The following is a 22543-nucleotide window of genomic DNA, read 5'->3' as shown; positions in this document are numbered from 1 at the left end:
CGCAGAGGGATTTCACCTTACCCCTCCTTCGACAGTTTTACTTTGGTTGAGCCTTAACTTAAAATTATCCTTAAAAAAAACTTAACTTCGCGTTGCTTAAAACAAACGAATTATGTTCAAAACACTCCAACTAGTAGGTTTAGCTAGTCTTTTACTTTTAGGAAGCTGTAGTTCAGATGACACTCAATCCACTTCTACTACGACTTCCAAACACTACCTTTTAAAACAAGTCAATTCGATCTATTACAACGTTGAAAGTGATGCCACAGGCAATCATACCAGTAGCAAGGAAACAAAACAAGTTTCCTATAACTTCTACTACAAAAACGCTACGCAATTAGATTCTATCCGCAGAGACACGCATGTTTTACAAACGGGAGTCCCCACTATTGCTATACCTCATCCCATAACGTATAAATGCAATGAAAACAATGATCTGACTTCTTATGAAGTACAACATCGAGGCGCTGCTATTACAAATCACACCTTTACCTATGATAACAGATTAGTCCAAAACTACACCATATCGGATATTGACCTCGGTTTTTACGAGCATCAACTCAAGTACAATTCAAATCAGCAATTCGTAAAATCGCATAGTACGAATACAACAAATGGAGTTGAGTTCGAGGTTAATTATTCATATAATGCAAAAGGAGAGCTTATTAAATTAACTGATACGTATAATTATACGGTTAATTTTACATATGATCGTGGGAAGAATCCGTTCTATTCATTGCCTTTTGACTTAACCACGCTTATTTTTAACGATCTTTACTTCATACCGATTACATATGCCTTTCCGCATACGATCAAGAGTTATAAAATTGGAAGTGAACCGACATTTACCTTTGAATATACCTATAATGAAGATCATTTTCCGATAACAACAACGATTTACAAAGGAGCAAAAACCAAAAGAAATTTACATATGAGGTTGTATTACGACTACCATATCGTTCCTTCTATTTAAATCGCATACTAAAAATCGAGCTACAGTAAAAATATAAAACATCCCTTCAGCAGGATGTTTTTTTTATGGAATATGGCGAACGGAAAACCTCCGTTTCCAAACAATTGCAATCTTAGGAATAAACACACAATTGCTCCCCGTATTTTTCCTGTATATTTGTATTCTATTGAGAAGAAAAAGAAAATATGCTAAAAAAGTGGTTGAGTTATCTTACACCTGTCCCCGTGAAGAAGATCCGTTCCAATGTCAACTCGAAACTCGAAGTAACTTGGCAAAAAGGACAATTAGTTCTAGATACGAAGAACACCAATTACTCCTATGGTCAATTGGAACAAGTCTTTAAAAAGGGATTAAAATTTATTGGTTATTCTAAAATTAAGGCCATGAACCAAGTATTAAACTTGGGATTAGGTGCAGGAAGTACGGTTCACTTGCTTCGCGATGAGATCAATTTTACAGGAGCCATCACGAGTATCGAATTAGATGATGCTGTTTTATTTGTTGCGCGTAAATACTTCAATCTCGATCGATATCGCGACAAGCACAACATTGTCCAAATAGATGCTTTTGAATACATGCTAACCTGTCAAGAACAATATGATCTGATTATTATCGATATTTTCCAAGATAGCTATATGCCCTCTTTCCTTTTCGAGCAGTATTTTGTCAATCACCTCCAACGATGCTTAACTATCGATGGTTTTATCATTTTTAATACGATTGTCTTGACCGATGAGGATAAAGAACGCAATGAAAAATTCAAGAAACTTTTCAATCCACTTGAATTTTCAGTACGATCAATGCCTTCTTCTCCTACACACAACAACTTACTCACCATCAAACGATTAGTCTAATATAAAAAAATCCAACGCGTAACTGCGTTGGATTTTTTTTGGATCTCTATCCTTTTATCGTTTAATAGTTGATTTGCAACCACCCTGTACGTTCCTTTCCATGAGCAATTAAGATGTAGTAATAAGTTCCCGATGGAAGTTTATTGCCCGATTTATCTTGTCCTGCAAATTGATGGGTATACCCTTGTCCATGCGCATAAACTTCAAGTCCATGGCGGTTAAAAATTTGGATTTTAGATACGCCATATCCCGATAAGTCAAAAGTGTCGTTAAGTCCATCTCCATTAGGTGAAATCCCTTTGGGCAATGGGCAGTCTTCATACGCAATATGAAACGAACTTTCATCTGCACAATAGATGGATGAAGACCCTCTCTTTGCGTAGACATACACCGTCATGGGCATCATGAGTTCCATTCCTTCATACAATTCAACCCCTTCTCCATGAGGTGCTGTAAAATAGCGATTCCCTTCAGACAAAGGAGGCAGTACATAATTCTCACATGAAACCACGACATCCTCTAGTTGATCCGCTTGTATTGGTTCGTGAACAACAAGTGTAAAAGCGGTTTCATTTTCACAATCGTAGGCTCCCTTTTTATACACATACAACTTCGATGAGCCATAAATTTCATAGATGTCTCCAGGATCATATGCAGTTCCTTGTCCTTTCGTTTGTGTAAAATATCGTTCCCCTTCTTGTAAAGGAGGTAAGGTATAACTCCCACACACCTCTACATTTTTCACTTGCGTTACTTCGAGTAGTGGCAAGCGAATAAGGCGGAAACTACTTACGCGAGAACACCCCGTTTCTTTACTTGTTACCTTGACGTGAATTTGTGTTGACGACAAAATCTCAACCTCATCCAACAAGGGCTCTATAAAATCCGCATCTGCATAAAAATCAACCGTATAACGATCATTTGCTGTTGCACCTAACGCCGTTAAAACGGCCTCTCTCTGATCGGCAATATTCACGCGAATGGGGCGATTGGCGGTTTCTATGGTGCTACAGATCCATTGATCTTCCAATTGAGGTACTTCGAAATCATCTTTTACGAAGTTAAAAATGCGCTCCACCACTAACTCATTTCCTTGACAACTTTGATACACTGCTTTGGCCGTATAGTTGACAGATTCAGTTACCGTTACTTCAATTTCCTGTTCTTTCGAAAAGACTGCACCATCTTTATACCAATTAAAGCTTACCGTAGATTCGCCATTAGGCACAAAACGCCAGGCTTCATTGGTTGCATTCCAGTTTCCCGTATTTCGATTAACCCCTCCGTCTTCACCAGGAAAATGCGCACGCGTACCATCTTCATTTTGAATACCGATTAACCCGCTACTTCTGTTATGACTTGATCCGAAATCTTGTGCTACAGGTCTATTTTTCACGTGTACTTCAATCACATTCGTTCCTTCATACAAGATAATCTGAGAAGTTTGAGTTGATCCTTCCACATCTTCCGGATTGTAACGTCTTCCAAACAAGCCTAGGTGATAGATATTAAAGACCAAAGCCCTACACGGAAAGGTTCCTAAAATCTGATAGTTAATTGAGTAGTCCTCTGGCGAAGAACTTGGATCAAGGTCTTGCATTACCCCAAAGATGGCATTGACAAAAGGCGCTTCAGTAGTGGTCGGTTGAAAGGGAATAGGCTGCCAAAAACTCCACGGACTATGTGCTTCTGGCGTATAGCGTCCACCCTCTACCTCTCCGGCAATACTAAACGTAATTGCACCATTGGTGGTAATCAAAACTTTGTCGTAGGTCTTGCCAAAAAAGCAAAAATCAAATCCTAAATTAACGGTATTAGACCAATAATCATCTCTTGTTAAATCAATCATATCCCCACCATAAAACGGAAAAGGAGGATTGTAATCAATAGCCTCAACCTGATAGGTATCTGTTGTTTTAACATCAAAGTAATTTGCTTCTAATTTTCGCTTGACAGGACCTTCCTCGCAAATGATATAGTCATTTGTTTCGGAAGGTGGAATTCCTTCAATTCCCCCTTGTAAATCTGCACAACTATCAGGTACGAAATACGAGTATTTAATTGGTCCTACCCAAACGGATTGACTCTCTCCATGTTCATCCAGGCAAATTGTGCGAACGTAATAAACATAATAGCGTCCTGTTTCTACGTTTTCTAACAGAAGCGTTGGTTCATTTACGACAATACCCGTTGTAGTATCCGTTGGTGCGGACATTCCCTGTTCGGTTATATAAACTTCCCATTGGCTTTCTTCCTGTTGTGCTTCCCAAGACAATCGAATATTAGAGGTATAACGCACAAGTTCTGCTTTGGGGTTACGCGCACTCAAACAGGTGGATACGCTTACCTTAAAATTATCTATCGCTGCTGGAGACTGCTCTCCAAGGGTTGTATTGTTCACCCATTCAAAAACTAGGCGAATTACCTCCCCTTGATTTTCACTCACATCCAAAACAGCAACCGCCTTTTTCCACCCTTCTGATTTGACGTAATAAGGATCTCCTATCACGATATTCTCTGTTGCTGATTGTATGGGCGTGTTTCCATCCAACGTTGCTGTTAAAGGCACTTTAAGCAGCCTGAAATAGTCCTTGGGATTATTTCTTGATAATTCACCTTGAACCTGATAATCGTATTCTATCAGTAGTTCAAGCGCATCGTCAGGTACCACAATATCTCTATAAGCATGTGAAACAGAGGCTTGGGTGATTTCATAATGGTTGCGCAAGCCCAAATCAGAAGAAACATAGAGCGACTGTCGACTAGCGTTACCTATTGCGCTGCCAATTTCCCATTTGTTTCTTGCTTTGAGGGTTGTAGTCCATTGCTTATCCTGTTCAAAATCATCTGTTAACGGCAAATTTCCAGGGATTTGTAGGCTCACAAAATCGATACTATCTTGCCAGAAACTCGTATGAGTTGAACTACAAGCGGATCGCACCCAAACGTAATAGCGTGTATTTGGGGCTAAGTTTGTTAAAGAAAAAGGCGCCGATACGCCACTATACGTGGGTCTTGTAGTATCTAAAGGTCTGGTGTTTTCAGTCGTAACATAGAGATCATAAGCCGTTACATCCGCTGCATTGGTCCAACTCACCTCTGCTGTTGTTTGGGCAATTGCACTTACTTCAATGTCGGTTGGTCTTGCACATTGCATGACACTGACATTTAAATTATCGATTGCAGCAGGTGGTTGTGCACCTCGACTACTATCATTTTGCCATTCAAAAAGCAAGCGCATGGGTTGATTGGCAAACGCAGCTACAGGTGCATACAGGCGAACTTGCTTAAAATCGGGCGATAGAAAAAAAGAATTTGTATCCAATTGAATACCTGAAGTAGCTAACTCCGTTACTTTCACACCGCTTGTTGGCACATAGTTCGTGGGAACCAACCACACCCTAAAGAAATCTTTTCTCTCTTCTCCAACATTTTTCCAATCCATCTGTACTAACAACTCCTGCCCTCCAGCGGGAATAAAAATATCTTTATAAACATGAGAAGTTTGTCGTTGATTCAATGTATACTGATAATTCCCTTCTCCATTGGTGATGTGAAGCGCTTGATTGCGTCCTTCATGAGGAGCAGAACTAATCATCCAATGATTTTTTGTATCGTTGCTGAATTCAAAAACAGGCTGATTTTCAAAATCTTCTACATAGGGCAAGTCAGTTACCTCCATAGGGGACCTAAATCGCACAGGACCAGCCCAAGGGGAATACATCGGTTCATCTAAAGGGTCAACCTGACATTTAGCGCGTACATAAACCTCATAATCCGTTGCAATGGCAAGGTTTTCCATGGTGTATTGCGGTTGATTAACCAGTGTTCCCCCTGTCGTTGGTCTTCCGCTACGAGGAGGTTGTACCACTACTTCCCATTGCGTTTCTGTTCCTTCTGTTGACCAATGCACTTCATTAGAAACTACATTAATTGCGATTGGCGTAGGACACAACGGAATATCTTCTACCGTCACTTGATTGACAGCCAACGCCCATCCATTGAGTTGCCCTGGAGGCACGTGCCAAGCAATTGTGACATCCCCAGTTATTCCCACTCCATTTGCGTCTACCAAATCCACTACATTTTCTCTATATTGCGTGTGATTATAGGTTGTTGTTGGAACCAGTACCGTTGTAAAATGGTTAATTACTGTACCATTTTGCGATAGAACTACCCGAAATTCATTGGGTAAATCTGCAGATTGTACGCGATACGTATAACGCAAACGTTGATTTCCCGTTAATCGTATCGTGGGAGTCATCAACCAATCGTCGTTATTTCCTCTAGCGCCATTCGTGTGCATCACAGCAGCTTCGATTTGCGTATTGGTTTCCGTAATCTCGTTATAGACAAAGTCCGTTGCAAACTTCCAAAGGCGAAAATCATTGTTGTTATTGACAATCGTCCAACAACTTCTTGTTCTCGACAAACTAGAAAAATCTTCCACAAAAGGCAAGGTTGTTATAGTAGGACAAGCCACAGCTTCAATCTTTAACTTGCGGACAGCTGCGGGTTTGGTTGGCCACCCAATTGCCCCATTGGTCCATTCAAAAATCAACTTCACTTCTTGTCCAACCAAAGCTCCTACTTGTACGGTTTTAGTTTCATGACGCAAACGTCCATTTTCGACATATTGTCCATCGTTAATCGTAAATCCACCGCTACGCTCTTCTGAAATAGCTTGATCTGCAACAGGAACGAACGAATTGGGAACTAGCCATACCCGCATATAATCCATAGGAACCGATTCTAAAGTAAGCCAATTCGTATCAGCATATCCCTCGCTTATCCAATCAAAACTCAGCGTAATTTCATCAACATCAGCAGGTAATTGAACCGTTTTATACGCATGAGACACTGCTGCCGCACCAAAAGAATACGTAAAAGCACCTTCGGTATCACTTAGATACAATCCTTGTGCTGCCTCGCCTTCCTCTAGATAATCTTCGGGAAATCCAGCATACCACTTATTTACGGAAGAGTTGACCATCGTCCATCCTTCAGCCTGGTTGTCAAAGTTGTCCTGTAAGATTACATTTGCATTGGAATCATTCGTTTCATTCCTTGTATGAATCAGAGGGATGGACTGTTTCGCCTCACTAAATACCCCATACATGGTTGCCGACAAAGTCACGGTTGGAACAGCTAAAAGCATAGCTAATGTCCACTTGTTTAACCGCCTTAGATTAATCATAGATTATCAAATTAATTTTAACGAGTCTAAATTAATCTAATTTATAAAATTGTATTTTTGCCTGCATTGCTTATATCGGAAAGAGAAGTCGGCAAAAAAACAAATAATATTATTTTTAATAAGTTTAAATAAGAATTAATTACCACTTTTTAAGATCCTCACAAATAAAATGAAGTTGTGTTAAATCTTAACATTTAACATTTACAAGTGTGGACCTCCTTGCGTCTACCGCTTGTTAACGGGAATTTATAGCGGATAAAAACGCAATAACAGTATAAAATTTAGTATTTTTAGCGCGATTTTAGATTTTAATTCAACAGCAATGATCGAAGTTAAACAAGCGATTACCAAAAAAGAGATGAAGGAATTCGTTCAATTTCCTTTCACCCTATACAAAGACAATCCATACTGGGTTCCTTCCATAATCAAAGAAGAAGTAAAGAGTTTTGATTCCTCCAATGATATTTTTAAAACAGTTGCTGTGCGTTTTTTCCTCGCCTATAAAAACCACAAAGTCGTAGGTCGAATCGCGTGTTGTATTAATTGGACAGAAGTAAAGGAGTTACACAAACCCAAAGTTCGATTTGGTTGGTTTGATTTTATAGATGATCTCGAGGTAAGTAAAGCTTTGTTAGCAGAAGTAGAGCGATTTGGTCAAGCGCATGATATGCAATATATGGAAGGTCCTATGGGTTTTTCCAATATGGATAAAGCGGGTATGCTAACTAAGGGATTTGATCGTTTAGCTACGATGATCGGTTTGTACAATTACGAGTATTATCCGCAACATTTAGCTTCACTTGGTTTTAAGCCTGAGGCCGAATGGTTGGAATACAGCTTAGACATCAAGGCCTTTGATGAAGAAAAGATCACCAAAATGTCTCAAATGGTTCAACAACGTTATCGCGTTAAGCCACTAGAGTTTAAAACAACAAAAGAGTTAATGCCCTATGTTGACGAAATGTTTGCTTTGCTAAACAAAACCTATGCAGATTTGCAGAGTTTTGTGCCTATCGAGCCTTTTCAAATTGAGCATTACAAAAAGAAATACCTTCAGTTTATTCATCCGGACTTTATTTCTTGTGTGATGGATGAAAACCATAAAATGATTGCTTTCGCCATTACTATGCCTTCTTTTTCAAAAGCTTTTCAGAAGACGAAAGGCAAATTATTTCCCTTCGGATTCATTCATTTGTTACAAGCAATGAAAAACAATAATCGAGCAGAATACTACCTCATAGGCATTGATCCTGACTATCGAAATAAAGGAGTTACTGCGATTATCTTCGAAGAAATCTACGCGTGTTTTACGAAGCATAAAATCGAACATATTGAAACCAATCCCCTACTTGTTGAAAACCTAAAAATTCAACAGCTGTGGAAGCATTTAAACCCTGAAATTCACAAAGAACGCAAAACCTATAGGAAAGATATTTAATGGCGAGAAGAATTCGAAACGTAGTGAAAATCGTAACGTAGTGCAAAATCGGAGCGAAGCGAAAATCGGAGCGAAGCGTAGATTCATCGAACACCAAAAACAATATAAACTAGGTGAGATATATTCATCGAACACCAAAACCAATATAAACTAGGTGAGATATATTCATCGAACACCAAAACCAATATAAAATAAGGGAGATAAAGGAGAAAGATGGTACTTTCAGTAAACCGTTCAACGGTATTTAATCCTGTATTTAGACCAATTGTCCTTGCTCCCTACTGCATTTCTTGAACCGAAACAGTTCAATAATAAGCGATAAAAAAATTAACTAAAAAAATACATTTTTCAAACAAAAAACAAGTATTCAATACACATAACAAACACAATTAAGTATATTCCAAATTGAATAATTATTTTTACCCCCATTTAAAAAATATATTATGAAATTCAGTTGGAAAAAATCAATTGACGACCAGCATTTACTTTCTTTATTTGTGTGGGTTGTTTGCATTGTTTTGTGCGCTAGGGCCTTCTTAGGTAAGACGAATGAAATTTGTTTGTTGCTGATTCGTTATGCTTCTCTTTTGGGGAAAGCAATTAAAAGCAGTATGCCTACTAGCTCAGTAGGGATGTTTATTTTCTTTATCCTCACACGCAAAAATCAGGAGAAAATTGCATGTGATACAATGTCCTATCTATCAATAAAATCGATATAAGACAATGGAAAATACCAAGCTATATATCATTTTATTCGTCTGTATCTTTACTCCTGCTGTTCTGCTCTTTCTCTATTTATTTCAAAAGAGATCGAATCGCGAATTTGAAACTCCTGAAAAACTAAAGGAAGCTCCTTCAATTACTGTAGAGCTCCTCAACAAGGAATATGCTCTACTTGCTAAAGAAATGCAAGATATTCCTATTCTTGCTTTTACCCAATGCTCCTACATCAAGAGTAACACAACCCAAGTCTTGGAGACCGGGTGGTTGGCTCTGCGCATTGTTTTGTTGGGGTTAGTTGGTGTTCGAGCTCGAGTAGTCCAATCTACTGCTGTTTCATTTTTTGTTCTTTCCTCGGACAACTTACACTTCCTTACTTTTGATGAAGAACTGGTGGAGGAGCATTTGATTTTTACTCAAGATCAACTATCCCAGGGGAAAATAACGAAAGTAAAAAGGTCTGATTGCTATCAATTATCCATTGATGTGGAGGGTAAAACACTCGCTTTCCTTGTAAAAAAAGCAATTCAAGATCCTATCCAATCGTATGATTTTAGAACATTATACAACCCTAAATCAACACCTAAACTCCAAGGAAAAAAACGCTTGATGACGCTATACTTTATCAATAAAATAAAGGAGTTGTATCCCAATTTAACGAAGCTATAATTCCATTTTTATCTCTAGTATCAACAACACCTTTGTCTTTTACAACAAAGGTGTTCTTTCTTTCGTGCAATTCCCTAAGACATCCGTTTAACACCCTATTTCTTTAATTTTCGCGCACTTTTTTTATCTCGCCTTTTTTTATAAAAAAAAACAAAGGCTGACCCCAGCGTAGGCAAGGCTTCCCTCCTCCTTTTGTTTTTACATTTTCATTGAATAATTCTCAATTAAACGCAAATAAAAACTCGATTAATTCTAAAATATTTGCGAGAAGCTCTCGTTTTTTGTACTTTTATGGTTTAACCCTTTTATTTTACAATTTTCAACTATTGTAATGGGTACTTATAGGTTAATCTACCGCTTCGAATTATAGTTGCATTTTTACGCACCTTTATCTGTCAGTTTTTAGGCTGATTTCTTATAATTTATTTGGTTTTTACTTAGGTACTCCAGCATGGTTGTAAAAAACAAATCACATGATTCAAATAGAAAAAAAGAATTCAGACAGTCCCGTCACCCCAGAACAAGTAACACAATATGTAAATTTCTTATTTCAACACCTCGAACAATATGGAGATGCGAAAGAAGATATTGCCAAAGCCATTGATTATGCGTTAGGACGAAATAACAAACCTGGTGGTTTGCTTGCCATTGCAAAAGAAGGCGAGGAAATTGTTGGAATTACTGTTGTTTTACATACGTTAATGGAAGGGTTTATCCCCGAACATATTTTGGTTTACATTGCTACAGATCAAGCACAAAGAGGAAAGGGTATTGGTGGAAAACTCATCGATAGCGTTAAAACAGCACTATCGGGTTCTATTGCCTTACACGTAGACTTTACCAATCCGGCGCAACATCTATATGAGCGCAAAGGATTCGAGAAAAAGTATATAGAAATGAGATTAAACAACAAATAATGGCTTATATCACTTTAAATAAGACAAAATTAAAACACAATTTCAATTTACTTCAGACGTTGTTCGACAATGAAGGAATTACTTGGGCTGTTGTGGGTAAGCTGCTCTGTGGTCATTCGCAATTTTTAGAACAGGTCTTAGCACTCAAACCCAAACAAATATGCGATTCCCGTGTTTCAAATTTAAAGAGTATCAAGTTGATTGACCCTACGATTGAAACCGTATACATTAAACCTGCACCTAATGGCAGTATTGAGGAAATCGTTGAATATGCGGATATTAGCTTTAATACGGAGTTAGAAACGATTAAACTCCTATCCCAAGAAGCAGTCAAACAAAATAAAGTGCACAAGATCATTATTATGGTCGAACTAGGAGAACTTCGAGAAGGCGTTTTACGAGAAGATCTCATCTCCTTTTACGAGAAAGTCTTTAGTTTACCTCACATTGAAATTATAGGCTTAGGAACCAATTTAACGTGCATGTATGGTATCTTGCCCAACAATGACAAGCTGATTCAACTCAGTTTATACAAGGAGGTGTTGGAGTTGAAATTCGATAAAAAATTGCCATTTATCTCAGGTGGTGCATCTGTAACGATTCCGCTGATAACCAATAATCAGTTGCCGAAAGCAATCAATCATTTTCGCATTGGCGAAACGCTTTTTATGGGAACGAATGCCTATGATGGCAGTCAATATGAGGAATACGAGCAAAATATTTTTAAACTTCATGCAGAAATTATTGAACTTCATGAAAAACCCATGATGCCTAGTGGTGAAACGGGGATCAACATGACGGGTGAAAAGATAGCTTTTGATCCCGCATGGGAACACATAACAAAGTTTAGAGCTATTATCGATTTAGGTTTACTCGATATTGACATGGAGCACTTCTTCCCTGTTAATCCGAAACACCAACTCGTTGGTTCTAGTTCAGATATGATGGTGATAGATTTGGATGCTAACCCGGAACAACTCAAAGTTGGGGATACCATTTCTTTTCACATGGATTACATGGGAATCCTTCGTTTAATGAATTCCGATTATGTAGAAAAAAAAGTAATCGAATAAAAAAAAGGAGAAGCTTGAGCTTCTCCTTTTTTGCTATAAATTTTGCAAGAAAATTTTCTCTAAATCCAAGGGAGCCACGTATTTTCCATCTTGGTACACGCGCATATTTCCACCGGAAATTTCGTCAATTAGCATGATTTCATTCGTTGCTTTATCTCTACCAAATTCTAATTTAATATCGTACAATTCTAAGTTTTTCTTTGCCAATTCTTCTTTGACCATCCAACAAATTGTCTTGGTCAATTCTTTCAATATACTGTATTCTTCGTGTGTTAAGATACCTAACATAGCTAAAGCATCTTCTGAAATTACGGGATCTCCTTTTTCATCGTCTTTGATGGTAATTTCAACAAAGCTATCCAAGGCTTGTCCTTCTGTACAGTAGTCGTTATATCTTCTGAAAAAACTCCCCACTGCGCGATATCTACAAATTACTTCCAATCCTTTACCAAACGAAACGGCCTCTTTTACAATCATAGAAACGTCTTCTAAATCTGCAGAAACGTAATGTGTTGGGATTTGTTTTGCATTGGCTAGCTCAAAAAAGTACTTGGTCATTTTTAGACCGCTTTTCCCTGCCCCATCAATCGTTAATCCTACTGTATTAGCTCCTGGATCAAAAACACCGTCTGTTCCTGTTACATCGTCTTTAAATTTCAAAAGCACTTGATGATTGGCTAAGCTGTAAACATCCTTTGTTTTTCCTTGATACTTTAATTCCATAGTTGTGTTGTTATTTAGGCCCCAAAAATAAGAAAAACTCCGACATAATGGTCATTTTTCACTGGTTAAATAAACGGAGGAATAAAAAAAACCGATGCAATCATCGGTTTTTTTACTGTCTTATAAAAGGAGGAAATCGCAACGTCTAAAATCCTTTGCTGTTCCTGCTGATCCATCTCGTGCTGTGGCATTTTGAGCCAAGGGCACAACATCTTTGACTAATCGATTCGGACTAATGCCGTTTTCTATTAAAAAGTCTATGACACGTTGGGCTCTGCGCTCCCCCATCCAAGCATTATACTGCCCGTTGTTTCGCGTTTCTACATAAGAGCGCACAACGATCGACTTGGAGGTATTGATATTCATGTATTGCAATAACTGAAAAGCTACTGCTCTATTCTCATCCGTAAAATAAGAGCTGTTAAAATCGTATTGGATGTAGAAAGGCAATAGGTCTTTTGCATTTGAAGCAGATGCTATTGTTGATTTCCCACTTGATACGGTTGTTTCTTTGGCTTGTTTTGTATGTCCTAGTTCTTTAGTCAATGTAAAGTTAACTTCCAAATCATCTAAAATAGTACTAACCACAACTTCTGCCGAATTGAATCCATCCGCTGTACCCACAATTTTTTGAACCTTTTCTACATTCTTGCTGTTAATTTCAAAACTCCCGGTTTGGTCCACCATCATTTCGATTATTTTTTGTCCTTTTTCATTGTAAAAGGTTACCCATGCATCGTCTATAACTTCATTTGTACCTCTATTATAGAACGTTCCATGAATACTTTGGGCATAAAAATACGGTGTACTCATCAAAGACAACCCCAAAACTACTAAATACATTTTTTTCATACTACTCCTAATTTTTACTAATATCAAACTCTTATGCACTTATATTAGTTTTTAACATAAACAAATCAAATATAATTAAAAAAAGAATACATTTGTTTTTTATTTTTCACACTTTAAACAAAAATAGACTTTTTACATTTCTCCTAATTCCACCTCTAACTTGCTATGGCGTCCTGTAATTCCTTGGCCTATTTCTTTTCCCATCGCATGATAGCAGATATTGGAAGCAAAAGTACAGTTCTAGCACAAACTATTTCAATATCTTGTAAAAAAGAATAAAAAAAAGCGTACTCCCTGGCTAAAAATGCTTCATCTGGTTGAGCTGCCCCTTTTATTTAGCATAAATAAGCGTTCTTTACTTATTTATCACTTTTTTCATCTATCCAAAAATCATTCATGTTAATAATTAAAAAATCCCTAAACAAAAACCCTTTTTACTAAAAAATAAATAACAATAATGAATAAAAATAGCGTTTTTTTTAACTATTAACCACTACATTTACCATATCTTTAATTACTTTTTAAGAGAATAAATTAGTTCAACTAAAGAAGGTTATCTAAATTTGTTGATGAAAGCTCCTACACAAGATAAGTGAACTAATTTGGATTCGGATTTTGCCTCCCAAATCTCCCTTCTGGTGTACTGAAAATTTGAACTATATAAAGTTTTAAACTTTATCTAAGTTATATGTTGTTTCCTATGCAAAAGCCCTTCGAAAATCGTGGGGCTTTTGTCCTTTACTAGTTAAAACCAGCGTTTCCATTTAAAATAGCCGATCATCAATAAAACTAAAATAAACATGCCCATTAACGTAAAGAAATAACCATCTTTAGCTTTCAATTCAGGCATATTCTCGAAATTCATTCCGTAGACTCCAACAATAAAAGTCAGCGGAATAAAAATCACGGACACAATCGTCAATACTTTCATTATTTCATTCATCCGATTACTTTGGGAGGAAAAATAGTAATTGGTCGCACTGTCGAGTTTATTTAAACTATAGTCAATTTGGTCCAATATTTCAATACTTTTATACTGCAATCGATCAAAGAAAACCAAACTTTCTTTACTGATTATGGTTAAATGGGTAGTCTTCTTGTCGTGTAGGGTTTTGACGTTGTTTAAAATCTCACGCATAGGTATTACCGCTCTTTTGATATCGTTGAGTTCTTGTGTGTATTCCTCAATATTAATCAAGATATCTTTATGATATTTTGTACGTGCTTCTAGTAGGATTTGTTCTACATTGTCTTCTACAACATCTAAGGTGATGAAAAAAGAGTCCATTAACGAGTCCATCAACAAATACAGTAAATAACTAGTATCTCTTTTTCTAACTTGTCCGATCTTCTTTCGAATACGCTCGCGAATAATGTGAAAGAACTCCCCCTTTTTCTCTTGAAAAGAAAGGAGTAAGTTTGGGCGCATAATGAAACTAATCTGTTCAATATCGACACTTTGTTGCAATGTTTGATAAGGCAATAGTGCTTTTACACTGAAGAAAAGGGTATCGTCTAAATCTTCTACCCGAGTTCTACGACCAAAGTTTAGAATTTCAGCCATAATGTAGGATTGGATTTGAAAAAAATCGCCAATTTCCTGTAAAAGTTCAATATCGTGTAAGCCGTGTAGGTTAAACCACTTGATTGAATCTGCACTAGAATTTCGCAAAACCTCTTCTATTTCCCTCAAGCTTAAGTCATTATACTCCTCAAATTGTTCTTCTGTATAGATAAACAGCTGCATGGAGATCGGAACATCAGGAGAAGAACCAGAATATTCTAAAGAATTTGGCTGAAGTTTTCTTATTTTACTATATTTAACTCGTTTCACATTAGTAAATTTGTTTAAATATATGACATTTTTAAAACGTACTTTTATAGCTATCAAAAAAAATAAATAAAAACGATGAGAATCTTACTAAAAAACATAAAAGAATTACTACAAACGAGAGCAGAGCACGTGGACATGATTGCTGGAGCGGATATGAAGGTGTTGCCTAAAATTGAGGGTGCTTTTTTATTAATTGAAGGGGAAGACATCTTGGATTACGGGCCCATGGATCAATGTCCTGTGGAAGATGACAGCATTTCAAAAGTGATTGACGCGGCGGGGTGCGTTGTTCTTCCTACGTGGGTTGACAGCCATACACACTTAGTTTATGCGGGAAACAGGACGCTAGAATTTGTAGATCGTATTAATGGTTTAAGTTACGAAGAGATCTTCAATCGCGGAGGCGGTATTCTCAATTCAGCTAAAAAACTACAAGAAACTAGTGAATCAGCATTATACGAACAGTCTAAGCTGCGTTTAGAGGAGGTTATTGCGCAAGGAACAGGTGCAGTAGAGATTAAATCAGGATATGGATTAACGGTTGAATCCGAATTAAAGATGTTGCGCGTAATCAAGCGATTAAAGGAAAATTACCCCATTGCGATTAAAGCTACGTTTTTAGGTGCTCATGCCTTTCCGAGTGAATACAAAGACAATCACACAGGATATATTGATTTGATTGTCAATGAAATGATACCAGCTATTGCCAAAGAAAATTTAGCAGATTACATTGATGCATTTTTAGAAACAGGTTATTTTTCAGTAGAAGAGACAGAACGCATCATGGAAGCAGGAAAACAATATGGGATGCGTGCGAAGATTCACGTGAATCAGTTTACCGCTATTGACGGTATTGCAGCTTGTGTGAAACACGGGGCGCTTTCTGTAGATCACTTAGAAATTGTTACCGATTCGGATATTGAGGTTTTGAAGAACAGCGGCACAATGCCTGTAGCTTTACCTACGTGTTCGTATTTCATTTCAATTCCCTACACACCAGCTAAAAAGATGTTAGCTGCAGGTCTTCCTCTTGCTTTGGCTTCTGATTCTAACCCGGGGACTACTCCTTCTGGAAATATGAATTTTGTAGTAGCTACTGCTTGTATTAAAATGAAATTAACTCCTGAAGAGGCTATTAATGCTGCAACCATCAATGGCGCTTATGCTATGGGGGTTGGTGCAACACATGGCAGTATTACCAAAGGAAAAAAGGCGAGTTTAATTATTACAAAACCCTTACACTCGTTTTACGAAATTCCGTATGCCTTTGGTAGTAACCTCATTGGAACTGTCATTTTAAATGGCGAAATTCAACCATATAAAAACTAACCTAGGGCAGACCAAAAACAACGCGACATGACACAGGTAAAACTTACATTTTTCACAAGAGATAACCTACTTGAATTAACGAGTTTAAGAAGTGGTGAAATCAAATTGGGCGAACGCGTCAACTTGATTCAAGATCCTTCTAATTGGGAAAAAGAACTCGCGCAACAGGAAAGTAAATACGTTCTTCTTGGTATTCCAGAAGACATTGGGGTAAAAGCCAATTTTGGTCGAATGGGTACTGCTTCTGCTTGGGATAAGTTTATTGCTACCTTTTTAAACATCCAACACAACCGATTCAATAAAGGGTATTGGGTAACTATTTTGGGGCATCTCAACTTCAACGCTGAGGTTGAGGAAGCCAAACAATTAGACCCTTCCAACAAAGCGGATCGAAAACGCCTTTTCGAATTAGTGCAAGCGATCGACAAAGAAGTGTCTCACTTGATTGCTAAAATTGTGAAAGCGAATAAAATTCCCATCATCATTGGTGGTGGACACAATAACGCTTATGGCAATATCAAAGGAACGGCTTTAGCCAAAGGCAAAGCGATAAACGCCATCAACTTCGATGCACACACGGACTTTAGACCTTTAGAAGGAAGACATAGTGGCAACGGTTTTTCATATGCCTTTGAGGAAGGATTCCTCAAGAATTACTTTATTTTTGGTCTGCATGAAAACTATACGTCCAAAAGTATTTTTAGCGCTATTAAACTCCACGCTGATCGCGTAAAGTACAATACATACGAACAAATGAATATCCGAAAGGAGAAATCATTTAGCAATGAATTATTAAACGCAAAAAAACACATTGACACTGGATATTACGGAATAGAAATTGACTTGGATGCTATTCCAAACGTCGCGAGTAGTGCCATTACGCCTACGGGTTTTTCGGCAGAACGCACACGTCAATTCTTAAATTTCTTTGCCGATTCGTCTAATGTCGCTTATTTACATATTTGTGAAGGAGCTCCTGATTTAGACTTTCCAACCAATAATCACGTTGTTGGAAAATTAATCGCGTATCTTGTGTCCGATTTTATGAAATCAAATTCAAACAGTAATAAATAGTGAATATCTTATTAGTTGAAGACGACAAACGAATTAGCGAATTCATAGTCAAAGGATTAGAAGAGAAAGGAATGCATGTTCAACTTGCTTCATCGGGTGATGAAGCAAGAAGACTTGTCCTTACTGGCGATTGGGACTTGATTCTCATGGATATTATGTTACCGGATATCGACGGTATCCAACTAACTAAAATGATTCGCTTTAAGAAGGATTATACGCCTATTTTAATGCTGAGTGCGCTGAGTGATACAACAGATAAAATTGACGCTTTAGATGGAGGTGCAGACGATTATCTGACTAAGCCCTTCCACTTTAGCGAGCTATTGTCACGAATCAATGCCCTAACAAGACGCACCAAGTTCAATTACGAAAACAAAAACAATTTATATCTCTGTGGGGATCTTCAACTAGATCCCGAAAAACACATTGTCAGTCAAAACGGTAAAATCATTGATTTATCCCCTAAGGAGTACAAATTACTATTGTATCTCTTGGAAAATAAAGGGCGTGTTATCTCGAGAACGCAAATCTTAGAACAAGTTTGGGGTATCCAATATGACACCAATACCAATGTCGTAGATGTGTATATTTCTTATATTCGAAATAAAATCGATGAGACACAACAAAAGCTAATTCACACCATCAAGGGAACGGGGTATATGCTTCAAGAGTAGTGCGTTGTACGTTATTGTATTATTTCAGTTGAAGGAAATTTAATTTTCTCTAAAACAAACAACAGTTTACAATCCCCTATATCCTTGTTTGCCAAATTGTTCTATAACCATATCCTGTAATACCAAAGCCGTCATGGCTTCTACTATGGGAACTGCTCGTGGTAAAACGCAAGCATCGTGACGTCCTTTTCCCTGAACCGTTACGACTTGGTTTTGAGTATTAATTGAAGGTTGATCTTTCATAATAGTTGCTGTTGGTTTAAAGGCAACGTGAAAGTAAATATCCATTCCATTGCTAATTCCCCCAACAATTCCCCCGGCGTGGTTGGTCTGCGTTTGACCATTAGGCAGCAGGATATCATTATGTTGACTGCCTCTTACTTGAGTTCCAGCAAAACCACTGCCAAACTCTATGCCTTTTACTGCATTAATACTCAGCATGGCTTGAGCTAATAGAGCATCGAGTTTATCAAAAACAGGAGCTCCTAATCCAACAGGCACATGTTGTACCACACAGGTGATAATTCCACCAACAGAATCGCCTTCTTTTTTTACTTGTCGAATCAATTGTTCCATCTCTTGTGCTAGGACTGGATCGGGACAACGAACGGCATTAGATTCTATTGCGTTCAAATCTAAATCGGTATACGGCTTGTCCAGACGGATCTCTCCCACAGCAGACACATAGGCTTTAATCTCAACGGGAGCTAACAATTGCTTGGCAATTGCCCCGCCTACAACGCGACAAGCGGTTTCTCGTGCCGAACTTCTCCCCCCTCCTCTATAGTCTCGGATACCGTATTTTTTATCGTACACATAGTCAGCGTGACTTGGTCGATAAGCGTCTTTAATATGCTCGTAATCTTGAGATTTTGAATTGGTATTTTCAATGATAAACCCAATAGGTGTTCCTGTTGTTTTCCCTTCAAATATACCAGATAAAAAGCGCACCTGATCGGATTCTTTGCGTTGGGTAACTAAGGTTGATTGCCCCGGTTTACGTCTATCCATTTCCTCTTGAATAGCCTGCATATCTAGGGTAAACCCTGCCGGACATCCATCAATAATTCCCCCTAGTGCTTCACCATGTGATTCTCCAAAGGTTGTTAAACTAAAGTATTTTCCAAAGGTATTTCCACTCATAATCTCACTGTTTCGTTGTATTGAGAAAAACAAAGATAATTCAAACCAAGGGTTTCTGCCTTCTATTTAGCTAAAATCAAGCGTTGACGCTCCACATAATCTTCAATAAGTACTAAGTAGCGCTCAAATAAGGGTAAACGATGAGAATCATCAATAAAAATAATTTCACTATTTTCACAAGTATAAGGATTAACCTGCTTCAAATCCAACGTTTCGTCTTGTTTACCAATCAAGAGGAGAGCCTCCGTTGGCGAGAGAATATCTTGTAAGCTATTTTTTAAATTCGCTGTAAATATCAATTTTTTATTTAATCGATGACCATAACTCAACAGCGGACTTAATAAAACGAGTATCGTTTTTAATCCTTGTGTATTGCGCATTTCTTTTAACTGATACGCAAAATTAGCACCTGTTGAATCGCCAACTACAACAATCGTTTGCTCTCGTTTAACCGAGTTGAAAAGTTGATTTAACCAAGCAGTAAAATCGGTTTCTGGTGTCCATTCTGGACAACTAGCTCGATAGGTTGTTAGCTGTTTTTCGAGTAAAATATACTTTCTAGACTCACAATTGGAGCCATAACCATGAATATAAATAAATTGCATCATTTGTTATTTTTCGATAATTTTTGATTGATTGACTTCTACAAATTCGCGGTAGTAAATTTTGATCAACCACATGAACAACGAGAAGAGAATAGGTCCAAATATAATACCAATAAAGCCAAAAATATTAACTCCGACAATCACGCCAAAAATGGTAATCAACGGGTGAACATCTGCCATTTTCTTTTGTAGTAAAAAGCGAATTAAATTATCGGAAGTTCCCACCACTAAAAGGCAATACAACCCTAAACCGATAGCACTTCCCTGTTGTCCATTGGCCAATAGCATCAAAACTAAAGGAATATAGATAATAGCCGAACCAACAACCGGCAACAAAGATGCAAAAGCAGTTAGAATAAAAAACACAAAGGCGTCTTCTACTCCAAAAATCAGATACCCAACAAAAGCTACAACCCCTTGAATAAAAGCGGTTAAGGGAACTCCAACACTATTAGACACCACCAGGCGCTTCATATCTACTTTCATTTCATCGATATTGTTTTCTTGCATCGGTAGGTATTGCATGATCCAACGTTGCACTTGTTTGTATTCCTTAAACAAGAAATACAACATCAAATAGGCAACCCCAATTTCTACAACACTATTAACCGAGGTATTGACAATTGCCTGAAAGGCTTCTGTACCGAGCTCCGTTGCTTTGCTAATGGTCTTTTCATTAAAGATATTAATGCCGTAATTATCTCTTAAACTTCGAACGGTAGATTCAATTCCCTCTTGAATTTTATCTTTATCCTGTAGGACAACTAATACTTTTTTAGTCAGCGTTTGTATGAGTAAATACAAAGGAGCTAAAACCAATAAACTACTGCCTAACATAAGGACAACAATGGATACATTTTTATTCCACTTTTTATGCTCAGTCATCCAGCGATAAGGCGTTAAAAGCAAGACAAAAAGACATAAAGCTCCTAAAAAACCAGGAAGGAAAAAAATCAAATTACTCGCCAAGAGATAAAACACAAAGGCGATGAGTACTAAAAATCCCAATTGAATAAGAATTGAATTGGGAATCAAGCGTTTTGAATTAGCTGTCATAAAAAAGTTGTTTAACTTATTCGTTAAATTTATAAAAAAATACTGATGTCCCGCGCATCACATTCCGAGACTTTCATTTCTTTCCTTTTAACAATGGCATTTTAGCACTTTATTTTAAATATTTTTTAACTATATTCACATTTCACTAACATTAAAAAAGAACCATGAACAAACGTTTCGTATTGCTTAGTTTATCCCTTTTTAGTTTACTCTTGGGAATTTCTTGTTCCTCTGATAATATAACAGAGCCCGAGATCATCACAGACGATGGTATCATTATCCCTCCTCCTATCAAAGAAGGAACTTTTAACTACAAGACTTTTAAGGATGTAAAAGTAGGTTTTGGTGATGGTTTATCCCAAAGTTCAGAAGGCACCTATACTTTTCCAACAGACATTGAACAGGTAAAAACGATAAAAATGTACGTTCAAAACCCTTGCGAAAATAAAGAGTGTGACGAATGGGATCGTTTTGCTAACGTCTATGTAAAAAATAAAAAAACGAATGAATGGTATGAAATCGGGCGTTTTATCACGCCGTATTGGGTAGGTTCAGAGAAACTTGAACGCGGATGGGAGTTTGACGTAACGGATTTCAAATCGCTTTTAACAGGTGAAGTAGAGTTAAAAATATACACGGAAACTTGGTTAGCGAAAGGGCGTGTATACAGTGTTGATTTTGATTTTACCTATGGAGAAACGGCCTATAAATATTCAGCTGTAACACCTTTATATCAATACAACCAATCGTCTATTGATGGAGTGCCATACGGAACGAGTCAAACGACAGATCTAGCTCGAAGTGTAAAACTACCTGCAAATACTGAATTAGCGTATTTCAGAACAACAATCTCGGGTTGGGGACATGCCACACCATTTGATATAGATGAAAATAAAGTAAAAAGAGGTTGTGCAGAATGGTGTTTTCGAACCCATCACATTCAATTGGATGGCGCCAATGCTTTTGAACACTATATGGGGCCTATTGGTTGTGCATCCAACCCAATCAACAATCAAACGCCAGGAAATTGGAAACCCGATCGTGCTGGTTGGTGCCCAGGAATGGTTGTTCCTCCTTACATCAACAATTTATCGGGTGATTTGAAAAATAAAACGTTGAATTTTAACTATGAATTAGAGCCTTGGACCGCAAATAACCCAGAGGACAAAGCATTTTACGCTATTTCAACGTTTATTGTCGTACACAGTAATACGCCGATTGAACCTGCTGTTGTGCAGTAGATGGATCAGGTGGTTGAGCGTTGTGAGATTTGCTCGTTGTGAGGTTTGTGCTTTGTGAGATTTGTGCTTTGTGAGGTTTGCTCGTTGTGAGGTTTGCTCGTTGTGAGGTTTGCTCGTTGTGAGGTTTGCTCGTTGTGAGGTTTGCTCGTTGTGAGGTTTGCTCGTTGTGAG

17 protein-coding genes are annotated in these 22543 nt (G+C 37.7%); 10 read left to right on the top strand and 7 right to left on the bottom strand.

What is annotated here, in order from left to right; translation table 11 throughout:
• The first annotated feature begins 112 nt into the window (after positions 1–112).
• Both ACPDG9_RS08125 and ACPDG9_RS08120 read left to right on the top strand, forming a co-directional pair.
• The gene (locus ACPDG9_RS08125; protein WP_430527262.1) at positions 113–973 is read left to right on the top strand and encodes a hypothetical protein; all 861 of its coding nucleotides are present in this window, start codon (positions 113–115) and stop codon (positions 971–973) included.
• Positions 974–1158: 185 nt separating this feature from the next.
• Positions 1159–1827, top strand: coding sequence for a spermidine synthase (locus tag ACPDG9_RS08120; RefSeq protein ID WP_430527261.1), 669 nt, complete (start codon positions 1159–1161; stop codon positions 1825–1827).
• A 61-nt stretch (positions 1828–1888) separates the two neighbouring features.
• Here the strand turns inward: ACPDG9_RS08120 and ACPDG9_RS08115 are convergent, their stop codons facing one another.
• A complete protein-coding gene (locus ACPDG9_RS08115; protein ID WP_430527260.1) occupies positions 1889–7024 on the bottom strand; it encodes a choice-of-anchor J domain-containing protein in 5136 nt (1711 codons plus the stop codon).
• Positions 7025–7346: 322 nt separating this feature from the next.
• On the opposite strand from ACPDG9_RS08115, the gene ACPDG9_RS08110 reads away from it, so the two are divergent.
• From ACPDG9_RS08110 to ACPDG9_RS08095, 4 genes are all read left to right on the top strand, one after another.
• Entirely contained in the window at positions 7347–8462 is a 1116-nt protein-coding gene (locus ACPDG9_RS08110) for a GNAT family N-acetyltransferase (protein WP_430527259.1), read from the top strand.
• 723 nt (positions 8463–9185) lie between these two features.
• Entirely contained in the window at positions 9186–9851 is a 666-nt protein-coding gene (locus tag ACPDG9_RS08105; protein ID WP_430527258.1) for a hypothetical protein, read from the top strand.
• Positions 9852–10324: 473 nt separating this feature from the next.
• Positions 10325–10768: a GNAT family N-acetyltransferase gene (locus tag ACPDG9_RS08100; protein ID WP_430527257.1), complete on the top strand. Its 444-nt coding sequence runs from the start codon at positions 10325–10327 to the stop codon at positions 10766–10768.
• A complete protein-coding gene (locus ACPDG9_RS08095; RefSeq protein WP_430527256.1) occupies positions 10768–11841 on the top strand; it encodes an alanine racemase in 1074 nt (357 codons plus the stop codon). The genes ACPDG9_RS08100 and ACPDG9_RS08095 overlap by 1 nt, the downstream gene beginning before the upstream one ends.
• Positions 11842–11874: 33 nt before the next feature.
• Here the strand turns inward: ACPDG9_RS08095 and ACPDG9_RS08090 are convergent, their stop codons facing one another.
• From ACPDG9_RS08090 to corA, 3 genes are all read right to left on the bottom strand, one after another.
• Positions 11875–12564, bottom strand: a complete 690-nt coding sequence (locus ACPDG9_RS08090) for a phosphoribosylaminoimidazolesuccinocarboxamide synthase (protein ID WP_430527255.1) — start codon at positions 12562–12564, stop codon at positions 11875–11877.
• A gap of 120 nt (positions 12565–12684) precedes the next feature.
• Entirely contained in the window at positions 12685–13416 is a 732-nt protein-coding gene (locus tag ACPDG9_RS08085) for an OmpA family protein (RefSeq protein ID WP_430527254.1), read from the bottom strand.
• A gap of 745 nt (positions 13417–14161) precedes the next feature.
• Positions 14162–15250, bottom strand: a complete 1089-nt coding sequence (gene corA, locus ACPDG9_RS08080) for a magnesium/cobalt transporter CorA (RefSeq protein ID WP_430527253.1) — start codon at positions 15248–15250, stop codon at positions 14162–14164.
• 75 nt (positions 15251–15325) lie between these two features.
• On the opposite strand from corA, the gene hutI reads away from it, so the two are divergent.
• The 3 genes from hutI to ACPDG9_RS08065 are packed head-to-tail and all read left to right on the top strand — an operon-like array spanning position 15326 to position 18327.
• The gene (gene hutI, locus ACPDG9_RS08075; protein ID WP_430527252.1) at positions 15326–16579 is read left to right on the top strand and encodes an imidazolonepropionase; all 1254 of its coding nucleotides are present in this window, start codon (positions 15326–15328) and stop codon (positions 16577–16579) included.
• A gap of 27 nt (positions 16580–16606) precedes the next feature.
• Positions 16607–17653, top strand: coding sequence for a formimidoylglutamase (locus ACPDG9_RS08070; RefSeq protein ID WP_430527251.1), 1047 nt, complete (start codon positions 16607–16609; stop codon positions 17651–17653).
• Positions 17653–18327 carry a response regulator transcription factor gene (locus ACPDG9_RS08065; RefSeq protein WP_430527250.1) on the top strand — a complete coding sequence of 225 codons (675 nt, stop codon included), beginning with the start codon at positions 17653–17655 and terminating at the stop codon, positions 18325–18327. The genes ACPDG9_RS08070 and ACPDG9_RS08065 overlap by 1 nt, the downstream gene beginning before the upstream one ends.
• A 66-nt stretch (positions 18328–18393) precedes the next feature.
• Here the strand turns inward: ACPDG9_RS08065 and aroC are convergent, their stop codons facing one another.
• From aroC to ACPDG9_RS08050, 3 genes are all read right to left on the bottom strand, one after another.
• On the bottom strand, positions 18394–19470 hold the full coding sequence (aroC, locus tag ACPDG9_RS08060; RefSeq protein WP_430527249.1) for a chorismate synthase: 1077 nt from the start codon (positions 19468–19470) through the stop codon (positions 18394–18396).
• A 62-nt stretch (positions 19471–19532) separates the two neighbouring features.
• Positions 19533–20078, bottom strand: a complete 546-nt coding sequence (locus ACPDG9_RS08055) for a YqiA/YcfP family alpha/beta fold hydrolase (RefSeq protein ID WP_430527248.1) — start codon at positions 20076–20078, stop codon at positions 19533–19535.
• A gap of 3 nt (positions 20079–20081) precedes the next feature.
• The gene (locus ACPDG9_RS08050; protein ID WP_430527247.1) at positions 20082–21131 is read right to left on the bottom strand and encodes an AI-2E family transporter; all 1050 of its coding nucleotides are present in this window, start codon (positions 21129–21131) and stop codon (positions 20082–20084) included.
• Between the two features lie 164 nt (positions 21132–21295).
• Between ACPDG9_RS08050 and ACPDG9_RS08045 the strand changes: the two genes are divergently transcribed.
• Entirely contained in the window at positions 21296–22372 is a 1077-nt protein-coding gene (locus ACPDG9_RS08045; RefSeq protein ID WP_430527246.1) for a peptide-N-glycosidase F-related protein, read from the top strand.
• Positions 22373–22543: the final 171 nt, after the last annotated feature.

It is taken from the genome of Myroides sp. C6-3, assembly GCF_050522425.1.
Lineage (GTDB): Bacteria > Bacteroidota > Bacteroidia > Flavobacteriales > Flavobacteriaceae > Flavobacterium.
This window is presented reverse-complemented; position numbering and strand designations above follow the sequence as displayed.